This window comes from Neobacillus niacini (assembly GCF_023715415.1).
GTDB classification, from domain to species: Bacteria; Bacillota; Bacilli; order Bacillales; family Cytobacillaceae; genus Neobacillus; species Neobacillus niacini_C.
In genome coordinates this window covers 255,286-276,763 of record NZ_JAMBOB010000003.1, presented here as the reverse complement: position 1 = coordinate 276,763, position 21,478 = coordinate 255,286, and the positions used below count along the sequence as shown (strand labels likewise).

Below are 21,478 nucleotides of genomic sequence, written 5' to 3'. Positions count from 1 at the left end.
TAATAACTTATAAGGAATAAAGAACTTATTTACAGGAGGCTATCGGTGAAAAGCTTAAATCCATTTACTCCTTGGGAAGAGCATTATTTTTGGGTAAATATACTTTTAGATCATGCCATTTTTGTTCGAGATTATTTATCACCAGTTGAAGTAAACCTTGTAGAAGAAGCGGTAAACTTTATCGGTAGATTTTCAGAGGTAAGAAACCGTCTTGAGCAGATCCCAAAGTCAAGTAATGTAAATTCTCAGTCCATCATTGAATTTTCAAAGCTTTCCGCTCAGGTTTCCTATGATTATTACCGGTTCGAAGGAAAAATTCTTAACTTACAAATAAATAATAAAATCCTAATCAATATTACTCCAACTTATTTTAACGGGACTTTGAATGAGAACGGTGAATATTTAAGGATTCTCCAGTATTATATGAATGGAACAGATTACCCTCCGCTGCCGCTAGTTGATTTATTAGATTTATGGTTAGAAGATCAGATTGGCCATGCTGCATTATTAAATCGAGCTCTAGATGGGATTGAGCTAATACTTAAAGAAAAAGTAGACACACTAAGTAAACTTTTTTCTGCGCATATGTTAAAAAATGACGCAATAAAAGGGTATTTACGATTTATGCCTCCGCATTTCTCAGTACAAATCGCCTTCGCACGGGAGGTTACTGGTACTGTACTTGCCTTTAACCAATTGGTGGAACAAGTAATAAAGCTTTATAAGGGAAATGAAGTACTAAATGCCACTACCCTTCGTTTCTTAGAGCACCATTTTCCTGAGTCCTGTTATTTTTTAACGAAGCTTAGTGCGTTTGTGCCTGATATGGAAACTCCGCATTGTTCTTTAACATCCTATTTTAAAAACTATCATAAACGCTTGTAAGCTGGTTAATCCACACTCTGTTTGCTCATACTAATTTTGGATTGATGAAAATTAGAATTGGAGCTGAAGAAAGAATGGAATTTGAAGCTAGAAATAGTACAGAAGCTGCCCTTCACGAGTATAAAGCAGGCCTAGGTGTTTTCACTCAAAAAATGCCTGAATTTGCAAAGCATTTCAATGCCTTTACAGAAGAATGCTTTAAAGAAGGTGCTTTATCACAGCGTGAAAAACAATTAATTGCATTAGGCATCAGCCTATATACTCAGGATGAATATTGTATCATCTACCATACAAAGGGTTGTCTTGATCAAGGATGTTCTGAACAAGAAATTCTTGAAGCTGTAGGAGTAACGGCGGCATTTGGCGGAGGCGCAGCCATGAGCCAGGCGGTTACACTTGTTCAAGAATGCATTGAAGATTTAAATCAACTGAAACAATAATCCCTACTAAAAACCCATCACAGAACAAATGTTCTGTGATGGGTTTTTTATTACCTATTTTCTCTTACCTCTTTCATAAGAAATTTAACAAAATCATCGTCTTTAACGAGCCAGACTTCATAATTTCTTTTTAAATAACTTTCACCTTCTTCAAAATTTGTAAAGGTTTGCTCTAATTTATTTCGATTTCTTTCAAGTGCCCACTCATGTTCATTTACCTGGTAGAGTAGGTAGATATCTTCTCTTCTATTTTTATACAAAGTACCAAATGAGGAGCCTTTAAGGTTATAGCGATTTCGTCTTGCGTCTTCCGGAACGGGTTCTAAATGAAAGGTTTCAGTCACAAAGTATTTATAGGCTTCTTCGGTTAATGAGCATCCCGAAGCCTTTGCATGGCCGCCTCCTCCATAATGCCCTGCCACAGCGGATACATCGACATGGTCGTGTATCGTTCGAAAACCCATTCGTTTGCCGCCAATATTTAAAATCGCTATGTAATCAATATGAGGATATTCTTTCCCCAGTTCATTCCCTAGTTCTGAGTGATAAGATTCAGCGTAAACCACGCCTGCAAAAAGTCCATCTATCTCAGTCTGAACCAGCTCCCTCCTTTTCCTGCGGATGTAGCGGTCGATTTTGTCTTCTTCCATATCTAATATTTTCTTTTCAAACTCATCAAAATAAAAATGTTCACTTGTCTGAAGCCGGTTGATCATTTTTTCTTCAAATTCATCCATGGAAACAAGGAAAAATAACGCATTCAGACGTTGGGCATCTTGATTATCATTTTTCTCCCATTCCCACGTATCATATTGTCTAACCAACTCGACAAATTCAGTGATGGCATCTGACGCCTCAAGGTGCTGTTGAGAAATAAGAAAGTCATACAATAGTGAGGTTGCTGAAGTTAATTTCCCTTCTCCGTCCTCTACAACTACATGCCCCCATGGATAGTCATTATAATGGAGCGCCGTTTTATGATGATCAATCAGCTGCACTTTCCCGCCTTCTTCATAAAACACATTAATCCTTTGTTCATTTTTTTCATTCACAGATAAATCGGTAATAAACAAAAATGTATTTTTATCATCGTTATCGAAAAACCATTCAACCTCACGATTTAAACCAGAGATGGAATTGTAGCGAACCTTTACATTTTCCCCAAAGGCAAGCTTTGCTAGAATTCCACACCCAACACCATCTAGGTCATTATGTGACAATAATTTATACATGACCTTCACCTCTACTTTCTTATAAACGAAAGAATTTCACCTTTCTGCTTTTGAAAAACACTTCTTCCTAGCTCACTAAGTACGTCCATATATTTTATCTCATCAAAAGGTACTTCCTCACCTAACTCTTCATTTATACGCAGGTATTGATGCCTAAGAAGTAACTGACAATGATAGGATACAGACTCTGAAGACAAATGTAGAGCCAAATCCAGAAGCTTCGGTGTTACCTTCATCGAAGGGATATGAAATGGCAGCCATTGATTAATCCCCCAATACTTATCCTTGTCATTCGCAAAATCAATATTCTGTAACCCGGTTCCAAGTGAAAGGATATTGATTTCTGTCATTCCTTTTTGGAAAAAGTGAATGGCTTCTGTTAGTCCGACCAATGAAGGATTATTCGCCCAAAGTCCACCATCAATTGATAAATATTGATCACCTATTTTGTTTGGAGGAAAATAAACAGGTGCTGAGCACGATGAAAGGACTGCATCCCAAAGTTTTATGGACAAATCTTCCGTTTCAGGATGTCCATAGTTTGAACGGTGAATAAATGGTTTCCCATGTGTAATATCTACTGCTGGAATGAGTAGTGGTTTTCGAATATCCTTCATTTCCACTTCACCAAATGCAGTTTTTAAAAGATGTCTGAGCGATCGGTCACTATAGACACTTTTGAAAAGACCTACTTTTGCCTGTCTAGTAAAGATCTTATCACCATAGTGTTTGTAACTTGCATATACTTCTTTCATGTTCTTATTTAGTGAAACAGAAGCAGCGATGATTGCACCTGTACTGGTACCGGCCACTACATCAAACAGTTCACCAACAGGGTACCCCACTTCTTCTTCCAATGCTTGTAAAATGGCTATGGCAAAAATCCCTCGAATTCCACCACCATCTATACATAGTAATTTCATTACAATTCACCTAAATTTAACCTTCTTTTTACTTCAGTTTGCCCTTCCTTCACTCCACTTATCACATGTCATCTTTTATATTTCCACTTTAATAATATTTAGTGTTTCCTTTGTTTGGGCATTCGCTGATATCACTGACCCCACAGCTTGAAGAAAGTTTCTAGAACTTTAACCGATAGAATAGGTCAATACAAAAGGCCAGTGTACCACTGACCTCGCACCTATTTGGCTGTCAACATAAGCCCTCTTTCGATTAATACCGGATATTCTTCGTGTAATAGCTTTATATCCTCTAGCTGTTTTTTAAGCAACACCTGTTTTTCAGGCAGTAGATTTTGTTTTACGAGTAATTCCATTATCTCGATTCTTAATAGCCAATCCTTCTTAAACTCTGTGGTTAATTTTCCAATCACTTCTTCCAGCACGGCGTCTATGTTATTTACTTTGTTTTCTCGGATATCTCTAACTTTCCCATACAACAGTTCTAACGGAGATAATTCCTTTTTTACAAGGTTTTTCGTTTCAACTTCCTCTAAATCCGCATAAAATTGTTCAGAGTCTGCCGCACCTGCGAAAACAGAGGTAATTCTATCTCCAACTGCCAAATCATATGTGCCCCAATCAGGATGATATAAGGTTTGATTTGAATATGAAACCGTACAATCTTTCAGCGATATCAGCAGCAGGTTCCCATCTTTCCGATGGAAGTACTGCGGAGTCCCAGTTACCTTAACTCCACTCTCATACACAATAGCAGCTTCTTTTCCTATCTCTATTCCAATTGATTTAAGTTCCTCATCAGAAAGCTCCTCTAGTGGAATAAGGCTGTTTGCTATTTTTCCAATTGGTGCTCCAAAACCGTCCTGATGTGCCGTTTTTCCATGACCAGACAATTCGGTATCTTGATACGCCAGGGCTGAAGGTCCTTCTGTTTGGATGTAAATCGCTTCACCATTTTCATCCTTGATGATGTTACGTAATGTTCCGGTGAGCTGCAGCCCTGAGCTATACTCCATTGTAGCCGTATGATTCGATCGAAGTGCTTTATTTAAACCTTTTGTTCCACCAACCTTAAATGCCATAGTTTTCGAAAATTCATTTACAGCATGTATTAATTGACCAAAGCTGTCACATACAAAAAGCTGTGGCTGTGGTTTAGTAATATCAAAGCCGGTTTCAATCACCGTTTGCAAGTCGAAAGGAATTTTCTTAACAGAATCTGTTAAACTATTTCTTCCTTCCGATACAGAAGATAACAATCCTGCGCCATAAATTTGTGGCTGACCTACACTGCCAATTAGGCCGTATTCAACCGTCCACCAATATAAACGAGAAATTTGTTCCGCTTCTGATAATTCGGTTACAGCTGCCTGTTTGTCTTCAAAATTAGCTTTAGCTGCCTCAATTTCAGTCTTTGTCGCTTTTCCACTTTCTAATAAATTGGAATAGGTTCGGACAGCTTCAAACAACTCATGTTCTTCACTTGTAGCCAATGCTTTTGAACCAATTTGTCCAAATAACTTCACATACTCAGAGAACTTTTCTTCGCAAAGGATGGGTGCATGCCCTGCAGCTTCATGAATGATATCTGGTGCTGGTGTATATTGAATATTTTCTAGTTTACGAATATCTGAGGCAATTGGTAGGATACCATGTGCTTGAAAGTCGAAGAAAATAACACCTGGGATAAAACCATCAATATTCGCTGCTCCCCATCCAAAGGGCATCAGCGCTTTGTTCATATCTGTAACATTTGGAATTTTCTCAACGGATATCCCAGATGACGTTAAGCCGCCAACATACGCTTGATGGGCCGTATCTTTTAAATAGTTATGGTTTTGTCTCATCACATACCGCCAAACAGCATGATCAATGGGTGTGTATTTTTCATATTGCTGATCAACCACATATTTTTGTAAGTGTCTCGGAACTTTCTTTACTTCTCCCATTTAGAAATCTCTCCCTTAGAAGAATAATTAACCTTTCAATCGTAAATAAAACTCATCATATTTTGTTGCTAAATCAAAATCCAAAGCTGTTAAACCCCTTGCATTCCATGAAGAAATTCTTACTGTTACGACCTTATAGTCGATTGAAATAAATGGATGGTGGTTTACCTGCTCTGATAGATTTGCGATTTGCTGGACAAAATCAATTCCTTTTAAATAGTCACGAAAACGATACTTTCGTTCAATCCATTTCTCATCGGCTAATCTCCATTCAGGAACGGAAGATAACTTTTCCTGAACCTCAGAAGTCGTTAGTTTATCCACTTTCTTCACTCCTTCACATAAATAAAGCGCTTACATTATTGAGTTACAATATACAATCATCAATTAATAGTATTCAATTTATTATAAAAAAACACTGACAATCTGTTATCAATTTAATAAACAAGAAAAAATCCAACTGATTTCAGCTGGATTTTTTCTTGTTTTATTATGGTTTAAACGTAACATCGATTTGGACGATTTCTGAACGTGTTCCGATTCGCAGTGGCAGTCCCCATACACCATAACCCGATGAAACAATTGATTGCAGTTCCCCTTTTTTCAGATAGCCAAAATCATTTTCAAATATCATGTTCGTAATCAAGTTTCCTGGTGCAACCTGTCCTCGATGTGTGTGGCCAGATAGAATCAGATCCACTCCATTTTTTTCAGCGATATCTAAATCATAAGGCTGGTGTTCTAGAAGTAAAACGGGTTTCTTAACATCGACCTGCTTCATTAATGTGGAAAGCTCCGCTCTAACAACATCCTGATATCCTCGGTCTTTCCTTCCCACAAGGGTAATTCCCTCAGGAAGGTACAATACCTCGTCATCTAAAACCTTCATTCCACTGTTATTAAAGATTTTAACTAAATCCACATCATCACGATCATGATTTCCTAACGAAGCATACACCGGCGCTTCAATTTGTTTTAGAATATCTGGAATACCTTCCTCTAGAAAAGGTGTGATATCGTCATCAATAATATCCCCTGGAAAGAGGACTAAATCAGGTTTCTGTGAATTTATATACTCAACTAATTTTTTTGCCTGTCCGTTGCCGGATAAATCTCCAAAATGCATATCAGAAGCCATAATAATTTTCAGGTTTTGTTTTCCTTCTACCTGTTTCGGAATCGTAATCTGATATGTTTTCTCTTTAGGACTGTAAGCATTAAACATTCCGAAAAAGAAAGAGCAAATAACCACAATAAGTACGGTGTATCCAGTCCTTTTAACAAACTTTTCCTTCTGTATTTTTGTAAATCTTCTTAAAAAAACGGCTAAATTAGCTAAAGGCAGCAGCAGGATTAAAAAGTAGAATAACGACAGCCACGCTGCACCCAGCCAAGTGAAAAATAAACTCTCATCTAACCAGCGTGAAAAAACAAAAGAATACGCAAAAATAACGAGGACAACCCAGAATATTATTTTTATACTCTTTCGGTCACCACTAATGTTTTTTAACCAAACCCAAATATTGTATCCAATATAAAAGATAAATAAATTATATAGTAAGATAATTCCTATTCCAATAGCCCACACGAAAAGTGAATCTCCTTTACACTAGAAGTCTTACTACCATTAGACAATATTTGAGCTTAATTAACAATAAATATGGTCTCAAGTTTACCATATATTTGCAAGGCGGATATTACCATCTCTCCTCCCTCTCATTTTTTGATACAATTTTATAGTCAGAGAATAATAGGGAGGAATAAAATCTATGAAGAAAAGCAAAATCCTCCTAGCCCTAGTCATCTTACTTACCTTTACAGGGGGCATATTTACAGGAGTCTTATATTCAAAAAATAATACAGAACAAGCGTCGAAAAAGCTTAAAATAGATAAAGCTTCAGAATCAAATAAAAACCTCGAACAAAAAGCCATTCCAGAGGAGAGTATAGAGGAATCTAAAGTGTTATTGGGTTATGTACAGGATTTTCGTGATCCCAATGTCGTTGATTATTCCAAATTAACACACGCAATCTTCTCGTTTGCTCATCCAACACCAGATGGTGGGATATTGCTTAATGGTGATTCAGCCATCAATAATTTACGAGCCATGGTTAAGGAAGCTAATAAACACAATACAAAAGTAATCTTAGCAGTTGGCGGCTGGTTTCATATTAATGGCGGGGAATCCTATGAGCCATTTAAAGCAGCCATCAGTAATCCTGATTCTCGAACAAAACTAGTAAATGAACTTGCTAGTATGGTAGACCGTGAACATCTAGACGGTATCGATATCGATTTTGAACATCCTCGTTCAAAAGCAGATGCAGCAAACTTGGCAGCATTTGCCAAGGAACTAAGCGATCAGCTTCATCCAAGAGGTAAAGAACTATCAATTGCAGTCTATGCCAAAATTCATGCGGTGACAGGCACCGAAATGGGCTTTGTCGTTTATGAACCTTCTACTTTTCACTATGTCGATCATGTCAATATCATGGCTTATGATGGTCAGTGGGATGGCGGTTATAATGCTGCCAATTTATCTCCTTACCCGTTTACGGAGAAAATCGTAAACTATTGGGCTAATTTGTTTGATCAAAACAATCTGCCGAAAGAAAAGCTTGTTTTAGGTGTCCCTTTTTATGCTCAGCCTGAAGACCCTTCTATCAAGCAGGTTTCTTATGCAGCGATTATCAACAGTGATCCAGCAAATGCTGCGAATGATACGGTGACTATGAACGGAACAACTTATCATTATAATGGTGTTGAAACAATTAAAAAGAAAACTAATTTAGCACTCGGTCATGGCTTTGGCGGGATGATGCTGTGGGAAGCTGGCCATGACAGCAAGGGTGCTCATAGCTTAACAACCGTGATATTTGATGAACTTTCAAAAACAAGTGATGTTCTTGCAAAGAAATAGTAAAAGGCTGTACACTCTTAAATTGAGTATGCAGCCTTTCTTTTATGCTTGTAGGTTCAGTAATCTTTCATTAACTTCTTTTTCCGTTAATCCATGTTGAGCAACATAACGATTACGTGGATGTTTTCTACATTCATGTGAACAGCTCCGTAAATGACGGTGTTCGTTTTCCTCAGAACATAGAATCTTTTTGTTACATTCAGGGTTTGCACAGTTTACATAACGCTCACAAGGCTCACCGGTGAAATAATCCTTACCGACCACCACATGCTCCTTTTGGTTAACAGGAACACTTATACGCTCATCAAACACATAAAGCTGTCCATCCCATAATTCACCCTTAACTTCAGGGTCTTTTCCGTACGTTACAATTCCGCCTTCTAATTGTGATACATCTTCAAAGCCTTCATTTAGGAGCCAGCCTGAAAATTTTTCACAACGAATGCCGCCTGTGCAATAGGTAAGAATTTTTTTCCCTTCGAATTCTTGCTTATTTTCTCTAATCCAATCTGGAAGATCACGGAAATTTAAAATATCTGGGCGTACAGCACCCCTAAAATGACCTAAATCATATTCATAATCATTTCGAGCATCAATTACTACAGTATCTTCTCTTTGCATAGCTTCGAAAAACTCTTTCGGCTTTAAATGCTTTCCTGTCGTAACATGAGGATCTACATCATCTTCTAGTCGTAAGGTAACAAGCTCTGGTCGAAGACGAACACGCATTTTTTTGAAAGCATGCTCAGTTGCTTCATCAATTTTAAAGATAGTACCTGCAAATAGAGGGTGCTCATCCATCCATTTCATATAGGCGTCGGTTTGCTCAGGTGTGCCTGAAACCGTACCGTTAATACCTTCTGCTGCTATAATAATCCGGCCCTTTAGACCTAACTCATTACAAAACTCAAGATGCTCTTGTTGCACTTCTTCAGGATTTTCTATTGTGACATATTTATAATACAATAACACTCTAAATTCTTGATTCATATTTACCACCTTATTAACTTTTATACATTACTTATATTAATAACCGAATTATTATATCAATAATCCTACATATTTTTCAATTGATAAGAATTATTCTAACTTATTAAAAAATAACACTAACGCTGAGTTAGTGTTATTTTTGGCTATCATCCAAATTGCCATACGCTATGACTTAAGTTCCCATATCTGAAACTACGATGTAATAGCTTTGCTTGTTTATTATCATCTGCTGCTCCCATAGCGTAAAAAATCGGAACGAAGTGTTCATTTCCATATGGAGGGACAGCAAATTGTGCATTCGGAGCAAGAGAGTCATACTTAAACAATGAATCCGTGTCCCACGTATGAAGATGATGGGCTAACCAATCATCAAACTCTAGTGCCCATTGATCAATTTGTCCATTGTCTGCAAAATTCACCGCTCTCAAATTATGAACTGTTCCTCCGCTTCCAATGATTAATACGTCATCAGCACGTAATGCTGCAAGGGATTTACCAATCTTGTATTGTTCTTCTGGAGTAAGCCTAGGATTAACTGACATCGCAATGACAGGAACATCCGCATTTGGGTAAAGCAGGCGAAGTACAACCCACGCACCATGATCCAAGCCGCGTTTCGTTTCTACATCAAAGGGAATACCATTTTCTTTAAATACATCAATTATTTCATTTGAGATTTCCTGTGAACCTTTAGCGGGATATTTTATGGTATATAGCGCTGGGTCGAATCCACCGAAATCATAAATGGTGTCATATTGATCTACTTCACTTACCTTTTGTGCATTAGACTCCCAATGGGCTGAAAATAAGACAATTGCTTTTGGTCGTAGCAAAGACTTGCCCAATTGATTTACAAACTGAGTATACTCATTGTTTTCAATGGCAAGCAGTGGTGCACCATGAGCGATAAAGAGTGATGGCATCATTGTATGAACCCCTCCTATACTAAAGTGATTGTGCTTCGTTTTTCTGACCTTTGAAAAGAACTTTATCTAAAGCAAACATTTTACTATCATTAATTGCAATGAATAATGCCATAACAAGTAAAGCTAAATCTAATTCCCAGCCAGCACCTTGACCGTTACCTAAGAAGCCAACAGCTAATTTCCCTTTGACAATTGCTCCAATCATTAATAAAACCAATAAAGCTGATACAATTCTGCTTCCTAAACCAACCAGTAATGCAAGTCCTCCGACCATTTCTACTATTGCTACTACATATGCAAGTGTACCTGGCAGCCCAATCATTTCAAACCAGCCAACGATATTTTCAATTCCGCCTTGGAATTTCACTAAACCATGGACAAAAAACGTAACCCCTAATACTAAACGTAAAATTAATGTACTTGCTTCAAATTTCTTCATCATTTTCTACCTCTCCTTAAATAAATTAGTTTTTTATATTTTGTAATAACCAGTTTGTAAAATCTTGCAGGTTTTGTAATGAAACACTATGACCTTCTGGATACGTGTTAAAAGTAACTTTTGCACCTAATTGACGGAAATATTCGTTATTTGCGACTCCCCATTCAAAAGGAAGAACTTGATCCATTTCTCCATGTGAAATAAATAAGGATACCTCATCCACAGACTTGATTGGATATTCTTCTTTTACAAAAGCAGGAATGTAACCACTTAAGGCAACAATGCCTTTTATTTTACTTCCTAACGTCAATCCAAGCGTCATCGCTAAAATCGCACCTTGGCTAAATCCTAACAAGTATAATTGAGCTGTATCTAGCGGATACTGTTCGCAAACATAGTCAATAAAGCTTGTCAGCTTACTTACACCTTCATCAAACACTTCACGGTGTGGTTTTCCATAGCCTTGAATCGTGAAGTAAGCATAGCCTGGAGGCTGTGAGAGATGACCACGAATACTAAAAATGTAGAAATTTTCTTCTAAGCCGTTCACCAACGACAGCATGTTTTGTTCATTACTGCCTATTCCATGCATAATAAACAACGCAGGATAATTCTTATCGGGTTTGATCTCTTTTGGCCGGCGAAGCTCATAAAACATAGGTGCACTCATATATATCATTCCTTTCTTCTTGTATTTTCATAGTTAATAAAGATTCATATTAAGAAACACATTCACAAAAAAATAAATGTTTCTCCATATGAACATTTGTTGTTTATAGGATAACAACGAATCATATGGATTGTCAATGGTATTTTTGCTAATATATAAATATGTTCTATATTAGGAAACTACAAAGGGTGATCAAACTGGATATCGGCGCAAAAATTCGTGCAATTAGAAATCGAAAAAAAATCACAATCGCTCAAATGTGTGAAGGAACTGGCCTTTCAAAAGGGTTTATCAGTAATGTAGAAAACAATAACACCTCTCCATCAATCAGTACACTGCAAACCATTGCTAGCTATTTAGAAGTACCTTTACCTTACTTATTATTAGAAAAAAAACAACATTTACGCGTAGTCAGGAAAGACGCAAGGACTATGACTACGTTTAATCAGCTGAAAATTGAAACCATTTCCTCAATGGGAGGTTTAAGTTTAAGAAGTGTGGAGTTTCCACCAGGAGCTTCTATAGGGGACGCACATGCGCATGAAGGGGAAGAATGTCATTTAGTGCTAGAAGGAAAAGTTTTAGCAGAGCAGGGGGAAGATTCTGTTATCTTAGAAGAAGGTGACTCCTTCAGCTGGAATGCAAGTGTTCCACATACGGTGAAAAATATTGGGGATGGTAAAGCGGTTGTATTAATCGCTGTGTATTCAGATAATGAGTTGAATAATATCTTGTAGGGATTTTTGAAGTGAAGTGAAAAAAGGGAAGGTGTACCTCAAATGATGAGTACACCTTTTTAGAACCATTAATATTCATGTATTTCTTGCACTTCATAAAGATGTTTATTTAACTGTTGTCTAATTTCTTCAGTAATTGGTTCCGATTTCTTAGATTGAAAATTATAATTTACATAGATCGCCGTCCCTTTGGCACATAATCGATTTTCTTGATGAATCTCTTCATATAACTCTACGCTTGAATTTCCAATTCTTTTTATCCATGTACGGACTTCCACATCTTTGCCAAAATAAATTTGATCCACATAATCAATATTCATTTTAATGATAAGAATCTTCCAATTTTTAAAGGAGCTATCTGGCGTAAACAATTTAAAAAAATCATTTCTTCCAGCTTCAAGCCAAATGGGTACGGTTGTATTATTGATGTGGCCTACACCATCTGTTTCCGAAACTCTTGGAACTATTACCGTTCTATACACTTGGATCACCACCCTAAAACTTTCGTCAATTAGCTTCATTAGATGAAACTATTAATAAAGTTTAAATTTAATTACTCCGCTTATAACAACTTTGCCATCTTGGTTTTCAGCAGCAACTTTAAAGGTGAAAACCTCTCCTGCTTTCTCAACAAGATTAGCTTTCAGGGTTATTACATCATTTAAATAAACCATTCTTGCAAAGCGTATCGTATAGTCTTGTACGAACCCTTCTTCAAGAAAAGGTGAAAATAACTTCGATAAATTCCCCATCGTCCACATGCCGTGGGCTATAATACCCGATAGCCCAGCCTCACTAGCTGCTTCATCAATCGTATGTATGGGGTTGTAGTCTCCTGAGGCACCGGCATACTTAATTAAATCAAGCCGGGAAACAGGTTCGAGCTGAATCGGGTCTAGTGAGGCTGCAATTTGCAATTCACTAAGGGTTTTCATATTCCCATCCCCTTTCTAACTTCTTCTGTTATAATCATAACAATGGTGGAGGTAAAAATGATATTTCCTTGAAGGTCTTCTCCATTATTATCGATTGCAAGGAAATACATGGTTCCATTTGCTCCAGCTTTTTCAAAGGAATCTACTACTTTAGCATAACAATAGATATCTTCACCCACTAGAAGAGGGCGCTCATAGTGATAGCGCTGCTCACCATGGATAAGTCCCGATTTTGGCAAAATGAGCCCCTCTATTACTCCAAAATCCAGGACTCTTGGAAAGGTTGGTGGAGCTATATTATTTTTGTATCTGGAATTTTTCGCATAATCACGATCTGAATAAATTGGGTGTAAATCTCCAATCGATTCAGCAAACTTTTTAACGGCACCCCGTTCAATCGTGTTTAACACTTTATTTGAAGACTTACCAATCATATGTTTATACACAAAGTTATCTCCTCTCATCAAGTTTAGTTAGTGGTTTAATTCGTCGGCCCTCCTGCAACATAAATTACCTGACCACTTACAAAGGAAGATGCTTCGTCACATAAAAACGCAGCCGTATGGGCGATGTCAGATGGCTGACCAACACGTCTCACCGGGATCTCAGCAGCGCTTGCATTTATGAACTCATCAAAAGGAATTCCTAGGCGCTCCGCAGTTGCTTTCGTCATTTCTGTTTCGATAAAACCTGGTGCAATGGCATTCGCTGTAATACCGAATTTCCCTAGTTCAATCGCTAGTGTTTTTGTGAAGCCTTGAAGACCAGCCTTTGCAGTTGAATAATTCGTTTGTCCTCTATTTCCCAATGCAGCAATAGAAGAAAGATTTACAATCCGTCCATACTTGTTTTCAACCATATATTTTTGGACGGCTCTAGCGCAGTAAAATGCCCCTTTTAAATGCACATCAATTACCGTATTCCAGTCATTATCAGTCATTTTAAATAAAAGATTGTCACGGGTTACTCCAGCATTATTAATAAGAATATCCACTCTGCCATATTGTTGTTTGACTGCATCTACTGCACCCTCTACCTCTTCTACCTTAGTAACATTTGCAACAAATGGAGTAACATCATAGCCTTTTTCCGTTAAAGTATTAGCTGCCTTTGCTAATTCACTTTCATTAATATCAAAGATGGCAACCTTTGCACCTTCTTCTGCAAATTTTGAAGCCACTTCATATCCGATTCCGCGGCTGCCGCCTGTTATAATCGCTACTCTTCCATCAAATCTTGACATTTTCCTACACTCCTTTATTTATTAAACTCAAAATCTGTAAATCTCGCTATAATACACCTATATGAATAGAAATTCCGTATTTTTGACACTTCCTAGTTAACGTGGAGGCATCAATTTTTAATTCTTTCGCTGCATCTCTCATACTATTACTATTTTTTAAGGTTTCGATAATAATCTGTTTTTCAAGTGCTATCACTCGATCTTTTAATGATTGTTTTTTATTTGAGTTGATAGTAGTATCATCATTATTATGAATTTCGCGCAGAATGTAAGTAGGTAAATGTTTTACTTCAATTATTGGATGGTTTGATATGACAAAAAGACGTTCAATTACATTTTGCAATTCTCTTATATTTCCTGGCCATGAATATTGCTCCAAATATTCAAGGGCTTCACTAGACATTGTACGCTGGATATTATATTTTACCGATAATTCTTTTAACTTCTGATATATAAGTGGAGGAATATCCTCTTTTCGATCCCTTAATGCAGAAATTGAAAGGGGAATTACATTAATACGATAAAACAAGTCTTCACGGAATTCGCCATTTCGAATCATCTCTTCTAGATTCCGATTTGTTGCAGAGATTATTCTGACATTTACCTTCCGAGTAATGGTGCTGCCCAATCTTTGTACTACAAAATCCTGGAGAACTCTGAGAAGTTTTACCTGCAATGCGAGTGGTAATTCTCCTATTTCATCAAGAAATAATGTCCCATTGTCAGCGAGTTCAAATAACCCTACTTTTCCTTTATTATCTGCGCCTGTAAAGGCTCCTTTCACATACCCGAACAATTCTGATTCTAATAAATGACTTGGAATTGCAGCACAATTTATTTTGATAAAAGAATGTTTGGAACGCGAACTCGAATCATGAATTAACTTTGCCATTACTTCTTTCCCTGTTCCAGATTCACCTAACAGCAGTACGGGAGAATCAACTGGAGCCACTCTCGTAATCGTTTCTATTAACAATTGCATGTTAGAACTACGAGCGATAATTTCACTGTTATTTGTTGCGTTATTCTTATATTGGTTTAATTCGATTAAGTAGCGTTCAATCTTCGCTTCTTCTTCTTTCAGCTTTTCTTCCATTTCTTTTAATTCGGTCACATCCCGTGCTGTGACAACAATTCTAAACAATCTACCATCGTCATCGTATACAGGTGTACCGGTCGCTAAAACTTCTTTGCCGCTGCTAAAGGTTTGGAACATGGACACAATTCTTCCTTCTTCCAATACCTTAATCGCAACGGACTCCGTTACAATACCTTGTTTCTTTATTTGGGCACTTGTTTTCCCAATCATTTCTTTTTCTGACATACCTGATATACGTTCATAGGCCTTGTTTACTCTTAATGCAACGGTATTTTCATCACAAATATAGATACCTTCTTGGCAGGCCTGTATTGTTTTTTCTAATTCAAAATTCAACTGTTTTGTTTTATCAAGTATATCTTGAATTTCTTTGACATCTTGAGGGTGATTGGTAATCATGTATGAACCCCCTGAAAATAGAATGATTAATAGAATATTTAATCAGCAAAGGCGTTGTTAACAAATTGACAGGACTGTTGGGCTTCTTTTATCATTCTCATCATTAATTCTTTGGTGCTAGGAATATCTTCAATAAGTCCCACAACCTGACCACAGGACCATATTCCTCCGTTGACATCACCTTCAAAGTAAACCTGATTGGTGCGGGAACCAGTGATAAGCGGCAGTAATTCTTCAAAACTTGCCCCTTGCTCCTCCATTGCTAATACTTGCTTACTGACTTCATTTAAAGCAACACGGTTTGGGGAACTGATACTTTTTTGGACAATGACGGACTGGTATTCATCTGCATTGACCATCCACTGTTTAACATTATCATGGACAATTGATTCTTTTACTGCCATAAATCGTGTCCCCATAACAATACCTTCTGCCCCTAATGCTATAGCTGCAACTAAACCATGACCATCTCCAAAGCCGCCACCGCCTAGAACAGGAATTTTGACATTCTGAGAAACTAATTTTGTTAACAGAAGACTCCCAATGTCCTCCATTCCAGGATGACCGCCTGTTTCAAATCCAACCACGCTGACAGCATCTACACCAACGCTTTCAGCCTTTTTCGCATACTTAACTCCTGGAACTTTATGAATCACAATGCAGCCGCCATCTTTTAACGATTTCATCACTGTCTCCGGACTCTGCCCGCTCGTCTCCACAACCTTTACACCTTCATCAATTAGTACCTCGATGTAGTCATCATTTGGTATTGGCCTTGCACTAGGAAACAAACTTAAATTGACAGCAAATGGTTTGTTGGTCAATTCCTTTACTTTTCGTATTTCTTTTCTAAGATTTTCAGCCGTACCCTGTGTTGCTGAGGTAATGGTACCTAGTCCTCCTGCTTCAGAAACTGCTGCACATAGTTCTGCTCTCCCTACCTGAAACATACCGCCGCACATGATTGGATATTCAATGCCTATAAGTTCAGTAAATCTCGTTTTCATTATTTCCTGCACATCCTTTTACTTCAATATGGGTCAAAACCATGTTGCTAGAGGTTTTTTACTTTCTTCGACTGTATATAGTTCTCAACAAATTTTGTAGTCGTATTCCCATTTTTAAATTCCTCATGTTCTAATACCTGAATCAGCATTGGGATGTTTGTTTTTATCCCTTCAACGGTATAAGATTTTAGTGCATTTATCAAATCGTGGATTGCCTCTTCACGTGTCTCCGAATGAATAATCAATTTTGCAATCATGGGATCATAAAATGGTGTTACTACGCTTCCTGTTTCAACACCTAATTCATGACGTATTCCTTCTCCTTTTGGAATAGTGAGTGTTTTTATCGGTCCTGGCGAAGGGAAAAATGTCTTTGGATCCTCTGCGTAAATCCGAACCTCAATCGCATGACCGTTACGTTCAACATCGTCCTGTTTAAAAGATAACACCTGTCCAATTGCTATCTTTAATTGTTCATGAACGAGGTCAAGGCCAGTAATTTCTTCGGTTACAGGATGTTCCACCTGTAACCTTGTATTCATTTCTAGAAAATAGAAGTTCTTTTCGCCATCTACCAAAAACTCAATTGTCCCTGCATTTGTATACCCAAGTGATTTTGCAGCATTAACAGCCGTTTCACCCATTTTTTTTCGTGTTTCCTCATCTAAAAATGCAGAAGGTGCTTCTTCCACTACCTTTTGATGGCGCCTTTGAATAGAGCATTCACGTTCCCAGAGGTAGACTGTATTTCCATGTTCATCTGCTAGTACTTGGATTTCAATGTGTCGTGGATTTTCAATAAACTTCTCCATAAACATTGCACCATCTCCAAAGAAATCAACGGCTCGCTTTTGGTTGCCTGCAAATGCCTTTGATAGCTCCTTATCATTACGGACAATCTGCATGCCTATTCCACCACCGCCTGCAGATGCCTTCAGCATAACTGGATAACCGAGAGCCCCGGCAACTTCTATGGCTTGATCTGCATCCTTTAATGGATAAGATATACCAGGTACAACAGGTACCCCTGCATCCACCATTAATTTTCTAGATTCTATTTTACTCCCCATTTTTGCAATGATATCCGGTGAAGGTCCGATAAATTTTATTCCTTCCAATTCACATTTTCGTGCAAATTGTTCGTTTTCGGAAAGTAAACCATACCCGGGGTGAACCGCCTCAGCGTTCGATTCTTTAGCAATTGCGATGATTTTATCTACATTTAAATAACTTTCATTTACCCGGGATCCGCCTAATAAATAGGCTTCATCTGCTAGTTTTACAAATGGCGCATCCTTATCTGCCTCAGAAAAGACGGCAACCGTTTGGATTCCTAGTTTTTTACATGTTCTTATCACTCTAGCTGCAATCTCCCCACGGTTAGACACTAGTATTTTTTTGAACATGGTGTATTTTCCTCCATAATTGAATTTGATTATGAGTCTAAAATTAAAATCCTGTTGGCCAATTGGCAAGAATTCTTTGACTAATAGATCCATTACTGCAGGCAAATTCCATTGCTTTTGAAAGTACTTTTCTTGTATCACGTGGATCAATAATATCATCAACGAGATGCTTACCAGCTGCTTGATATGGTGAACTATCATTTTCCCAAACTTTTAATAGTTCTTTTCTCTCGCTGACTGGATCATCAGCCTCCATCAATCGTCGGCCATAAACAACATTAATTCCTACCTCAGCACCGGTAAAGTTAATCTCAGCTGTTGGCCAAGCAAACACAAAGTCCCCTCCCATTTGAGGGCCGCACATATTTCCATAAGCTGCTCCAATACTTTTTCGAATGACCACAGAAATCTTTGGAACTGTTGATTTAGCCAGCGCTTGATTCCATACCATAATTTTTGTCGGCATTTTTTGTTTTTCAGCCTGACTTCCTACAAAAAATCCAGGTATATCATGGAGGAAAATCATTGGGATATTCCATGAATCACAAAGACAAATAAATTCAGTGGCCTTATCTGCCTCATCCGGCCCCGAAGCCCCAGCATTTCGCAGCGGCTGATTCGCCATAATTCCAACTACTCTTCCATTTAGATGCGCAAAGCCAGTAATTAACGCTCTCCCATAGAAGGGTTTTATTTCAGTAAAGTTTCCATTATCTACTAGTACCTTAATCAGCTTTTTCATATCATAAGCACGGGTACGTTTCATGGGTACGATATCCAAGACTTCCTCAACTATTCGGTAAGGATCATCATGGGTATTTTTGATTGGAGGCTCCTCTGTGGGATTAGAAGGAAAAAATTCAAAAACATTTTTCATTATTGAAATAGAATCCTCGTCATTCTCTCCAAACAAGTCTACTTGACCAGTTTGCTCAGCATGAATCTTCCATCCACCCAATTCTTCGGAACTAATTTTTTCACCGGTAGCAATTTCCAGCATCCTTGGCCCCGCAACCGCCATACATGTGCCTTTCGTTTGTACCACTAAATCGGAGGTAGCAGCCATCCACGTTGACCACCCATAGCTTTCACCTAGAATACTCGTAAAAAATGGAACTTGGCGATTATGGTTTAAGAGATATTGCGGCATGATTTTTTTACTAATGCCTGCAGACCCCATATTGTCAGGCATCCGCAGTCCCCCGCCTTCACCGAGATGGAAAATAGGCAACTTTCTTTTGAGGGCATATTCATGAATGAGTTCGGATTTTCTCCAGCTCGTATTTCCTTCTGTCCCGGCAAAAACGGTCTTATCCATTGCTAACACGGCAATGTGTCTTCCATTGACCTTGCCAAGTCCTGCTATAATACCATCACCAGGACTGCCTTCTTCTTTTCCAGGCATGTCAGAATGGTTTAACATACCAAGCTCAAAAAAACTATCGTAATCTACTAATGTATCAATTCTTTCTCTTGCAGTTAACCTTCCTATACTATGCTGTCTATCAATCTTTTCTTGGCCGCCCATTTGAAGTGCTTTCCCTTTTCGGAATTCTAAATCCCGTATTAATTCATGCATAGCTTCTACTCCTTACAAAAATAGAATATTAATAGAGGTTCTTAGATTACTTAAGCCCCTGCTTCATTACTCAGGATCATTGTTACCTGACTTGATAGCACTCCCCCATTACCATTGGCAAGTGCAATTCGACAGTTATCAATCTGCCTTTCACCACACTCTTTTCGCAGTTGACGGACCCCTTCGATAACCGTAAAAAGACCATACATTCCTGGGTGACAATACGATAGGCCGCCTCCATTCGTGTTCACTGGCAGTCTTCCACCAGGTGCAATCGCACCATTTGCTACAAATGAACCACCTTCACCCTTCGGACAGAACCCTAAATCTTCTAAAAATAATATTACATTAATTGAAAAGGCGTCATAGAGTTGAACCACATCGATATCAGAAGGACCCACTCCCGCCATTTCATAAGCTGAAAGGCCGGAAAGTTTTGCAGCTGTCTCAACTAAATTTGGCATAGAGACAATACTGCGGTGTGTGGTCGATTCACCATACCCCCAGATATAAATAGGTTCTTTGTTTAAGGATTTGGCTTTTTCCTTCGTTGTTAGAACTAAAGCAGCTCCGCCATCGGTAATTAAACAGCAATCCAATTTTGTCAGTGGAGTAGATATTAACGTTGAGTTTGAAACATCATCCAGCGTCAGCGGCTCTCTTTTAAAAGCTTTACTATTCATGGAAGCCCACTTACGTGCAGCAACGGCTACTTCTGATAATTGGTTTCTAGTAGTACCAAATTCATACATATGCCGCTGGGCAACAAGAGCGTAGGAGCTAATCGGATCAAAATTACCATAAGGTGCTTCATGATTGAATGGTTCCGATATATTAGCCAAACCACCGCCATCCGTTCGCTGTGTACTGCCGTATGCAATTAATGCAACCTCACATAATCCATTTGAGATTGCCTGTGCAGCATGAGCCACAAGTGAGACAAAGGATGAACCGCCTATGCTTGTTGCATCCATGTATTTAGGGGTAATTCCCATATACTCAGCAAGAGTCAGAGTTGGCATGGAGTAATGAGCCGAAGTTGAAAATAAGCCATCAACATCATGCTTGGATAACCCTGCTTCTTTTAAGGCACGAATGGATGCTTGAGCCATTAGATCAGCTGAGTTCAGGTGGGGCACAATACCTAAATCTGACTCAGCAACCGCCACAATTGCAACATCATTAAAGATACTCATGTTATTGTCCTCCAACAGGTATAAAATGTGGTAAGGTAAATTCATCTGTAACATCTGTAAAGACAACGCTGACTCGCATCCCTATTTCTACTGTATCAGGGCTGCATCCGACAATATTGGTCATCATTTTGGCATTGCCGCCATCTAACTTTACAAGTGCCAATGTATATGGTGTTTCTTCGGAGAATCCTTTGACTATACTTTTATGTAGAACCGTATAGCTGTAAATTTCTCCTTCTCCCGTATGTTCTTTAAACTCTATATCTTCATCGCCGCAATTCGGACAGAGTATCCGTGGATAAAAAATCTGCTCCTGACAGTGATTACAAACTTGGATGAGTAATTTTTTTTCTTTAAGACCTTTCCAATAGGTTTCTGATATTCCTTTTGGATTCGGCAGGGGTTTGTTATAGGTCATGGGAAGACGCACCTCTCTTATCTATTAATGATCAATAGTTTTCATAATCTTATTATAGTTTTAAATAATCCGAAAATTAAGCGC

23 protein-coding genes are annotated in these 21,478 nt (G+C 38.2%); 4 read left to right on the top strand and 19 right to left on the bottom strand.

The window, feature by feature from the left end; genetic code table 11:
* Window positions 1-45: 45 nt before the first annotated feature.
* Window positions 46-885 (top strand): DUF2935 domain-containing protein, encoded by an 840-nt coding sequence (locus M3189_RS27115; RefSeq protein WP_251633291.1) that lies wholly within the window; start codon window positions 46-48, stop codon window positions 883-885.
* A 74-nt stretch (window positions 886-959) separates the two neighbouring features.
* The gene (locus M3189_RS07915; RefSeq protein ID WP_095246885.1) at window positions 960-1,325 is read left to right on the top strand and encodes a carboxymuconolactone decarboxylase family protein; all 366 of its coding nucleotides are present in this window, start codon (window positions 960-962) and stop codon (window positions 1,323-1,325) included.
* A gap of 50 nt (window positions 1,326-1,375) precedes the next feature.
* Here the strand turns inward: M3189_RS07915 and M3189_RS07910 are convergent, their stop codons facing one another.
* The 5 genes from M3189_RS07910 to M3189_RS27110 form a co-directional block, all read right to left on the bottom strand.
* Window positions 1,376-2,557 carry a DHH family phosphoesterase gene (locus M3189_RS07910; RefSeq protein ID WP_251633290.1) on the bottom strand — a complete coding sequence of 394 codons (1,182 nt, stop codon included), beginning with the start codon at window positions 2,555-2,557 and terminating at the stop codon, window positions 1,376-1,378.
* Between the two features lie 11 nt (window positions 2,558-2,568).
* Window positions 2,569-3,480: a CBASS cGAMP-activated phospholipase gene (locus M3189_RS07905; RefSeq protein WP_251633288.1), complete on the bottom strand. Its 912-nt coding sequence runs from the start codon at window positions 3,478-3,480 to the stop codon at window positions 2,569-2,571.
* Window positions 3,481-3,701: 221 nt separating this feature from the next.
* Window positions 3,702-5,429 carry an aromatic amino acid hydroxylase gene (locus tag M3189_RS07900; protein ID WP_251633287.1) on the bottom strand — a complete coding sequence of 576 codons (1,728 nt, stop codon included), beginning with the start codon at window positions 5,427-5,429 and terminating at the stop codon, window positions 3,702-3,704.
* Between the two features lie 27 nt (window positions 5,430-5,456).
* Complete coding sequence (locus M3189_RS07895; RefSeq protein WP_251633285.1) at window positions 5,457-5,753, bottom strand: 4a-hydroxytetrahydrobiopterin dehydratase; 297 nt, start codon at window positions 5,751-5,753, stop codon at window positions 5,457-5,459.
* Between the two features lie 166 nt (window positions 5,754-5,919).
* Window positions 5,920-7,017 carry a metallophosphoesterase gene (locus M3189_RS27110; protein WP_251633284.1) on the bottom strand — a complete coding sequence of 366 codons (1,098 nt, stop codon included), beginning with the start codon at window positions 7,015-7,017 and terminating at the stop codon, window positions 5,920-5,922.
* A 181-nt stretch (window positions 7,018-7,198) separates the two neighbouring features.
* Here M3189_RS27110 and M3189_RS07885 point away from each other — a divergent pair, with 181 nt between their 5' ends.
* A complete protein-coding gene (locus M3189_RS07885) occupies window positions 7,199-8,350 on the top strand; it encodes a glycosyl hydrolase family 18 protein (protein WP_251633283.1) in 1,152 nt (383 codons plus the stop codon).
* 42 nt (window positions 8,351-8,392) lie between these two features.
* On the opposite strand, the gene M3189_RS07880 is transcribed toward M3189_RS07885, so the two are convergent.
* From M3189_RS07880 to M3189_RS07865, 4 genes are all read right to left on the bottom strand, one after another.
* Complete coding sequence (locus M3189_RS07880; RefSeq protein ID WP_251633281.1) at window positions 8,393-9,340, bottom strand: rhodanese-related sulfurtransferase; 948 nt, start codon at window positions 9,338-9,340, stop codon at window positions 8,393-8,395.
* A gap of 146 nt (window positions 9,341-9,486) precedes the next feature.
* The gene (locus M3189_RS07875) at window positions 9,487-10,266 is read right to left on the bottom strand and encodes a DODA-type extradiol aromatic ring-opening family dioxygenase (protein ID WP_251633280.1); all 780 of its coding nucleotides are present in this window, start codon (window positions 10,264-10,266) and stop codon (window positions 9,487-9,489) included.
* 19 nt (window positions 10,267-10,285) lie between these two features.
* A complete protein-coding gene (locus M3189_RS07870; protein ID WP_251633278.1) occupies window positions 10,286-10,708 on the bottom strand; it encodes a DoxX family protein in 423 nt (140 codons plus the stop codon).
* Between the two features lie 22 nt (window positions 10,709-10,730).
* Entirely contained in the window at window positions 10,731-11,375 is a 645-nt protein-coding gene (locus M3189_RS07865) for an alpha/beta hydrolase (protein ID WP_251633276.1), read from the bottom strand.
* A 197-nt stretch (window positions 11,376-11,572) separates the two neighbouring features.
* Between M3189_RS07865 and M3189_RS07860 the strand changes: the two genes are divergently transcribed.
* Window positions 11,573-12,112: a helix-turn-helix domain-containing protein gene (locus M3189_RS07860; RefSeq protein WP_251633579.1), complete on the top strand. Its 540-nt coding sequence runs from the start codon at window positions 11,573-11,575 to the stop codon at window positions 12,110-12,112.
* 68 nt (window positions 12,113-12,180) lie between these two features.
* On the opposite strand, the gene M3189_RS07855 is transcribed toward M3189_RS07860, so the two are convergent.
* The 10 genes from M3189_RS07855 to M3189_RS07810 are packed head-to-tail and all read right to left on the bottom strand — an operon-like array spanning window position 12,181 to window position 21,394.
* Complete coding sequence (locus M3189_RS07855; protein WP_251633275.1) at window positions 12,181-12,594, bottom strand: acyl-CoA thioesterase; 414 nt, start codon at window positions 12,592-12,594, stop codon at window positions 12,181-12,183.
* A gap of 51 nt (window positions 12,595-12,645) precedes the next feature.
* Complete coding sequence (locus M3189_RS07850; protein WP_251633273.1) at window positions 12,646-13,047, bottom strand: MaoC/PaaZ C-terminal domain-containing protein; 402 nt, start codon at window positions 13,045-13,047, stop codon at window positions 12,646-12,648.
* A complete protein-coding gene (locus M3189_RS07845) occupies window positions 13,044-13,493 on the bottom strand; it encodes a MaoC family dehydratase N-terminal domain-containing protein (protein WP_251633272.1) in 450 nt (149 codons plus the stop codon). Before M3189_RS07845 ends, M3189_RS07850 begins: the two co-directional genes overlap by 4 nt.
* Before the next feature lie 35 nt (window positions 13,494-13,528).
* Window positions 13,529-14,290, bottom strand: a complete 762-nt coding sequence (locus M3189_RS07840) for an SDR family NAD(P)-dependent oxidoreductase (protein ID WP_251633270.1) — start codon at window positions 14,288-14,290, stop codon at window positions 13,529-13,531.
* 46 nt (window positions 14,291-14,336) lie between these two features.
* A complete protein-coding gene (locus M3189_RS07835) occupies window positions 14,337-15,788 on the bottom strand; it encodes a sigma-54 interaction domain-containing protein (RefSeq protein ID WP_251633269.1) in 1,452 nt (483 codons plus the stop codon).
* Window positions 15,789-15,826: 38 nt separating this feature from the next.
* Window positions 15,827-16,795 carry an NAD(P)H-dependent flavin oxidoreductase gene (locus tag M3189_RS07830; RefSeq protein WP_251633268.1) on the bottom strand — a complete coding sequence of 323 codons (969 nt, stop codon included), beginning with the start codon at window positions 16,793-16,795 and terminating at the stop codon, window positions 15,827-15,829.
* Window positions 16,796-16,842: 47 nt separating this feature from the next.
* Window positions 16,843-18,201, bottom strand: a complete 1,359-nt coding sequence (locus tag M3189_RS07825) for an acetyl-CoA carboxylase biotin carboxylase subunit (protein ID WP_251633267.1) — start codon at window positions 18,199-18,201, stop codon at window positions 16,843-16,845.
* Window positions 18,202-18,244: 43 nt separating this feature from the next.
* Window positions 18,245-19,780, bottom strand: a complete 1,536-nt coding sequence (locus M3189_RS07820; RefSeq protein WP_251633266.1) for an acyl-CoA carboxylase subunit beta — start codon at window positions 19,778-19,780, stop codon at window positions 18,245-18,247.
* 50 nt (window positions 19,781-19,830) lie between these two features.
* Window positions 19,831-20,976: an acetyl-CoA acetyltransferase gene (locus tag M3189_RS07815; protein WP_251633265.1), complete on the bottom strand. Its 1,146-nt coding sequence runs from the start codon at window positions 20,974-20,976 to the stop codon at window positions 19,831-19,833.
* A 1-nt stretch (window position 20,977) separates the two neighbouring features.
* Window positions 20,978-21,394 (bottom strand): Zn-ribbon domain-containing OB-fold protein, encoded by a 417-nt coding sequence (locus M3189_RS07810; protein ID WP_251633264.1) that lies wholly within the window; start codon window positions 21,392-21,394, stop codon window positions 20,978-20,980.
* Window positions 21,395-21,478 lie beyond the last annotated feature (84 nt).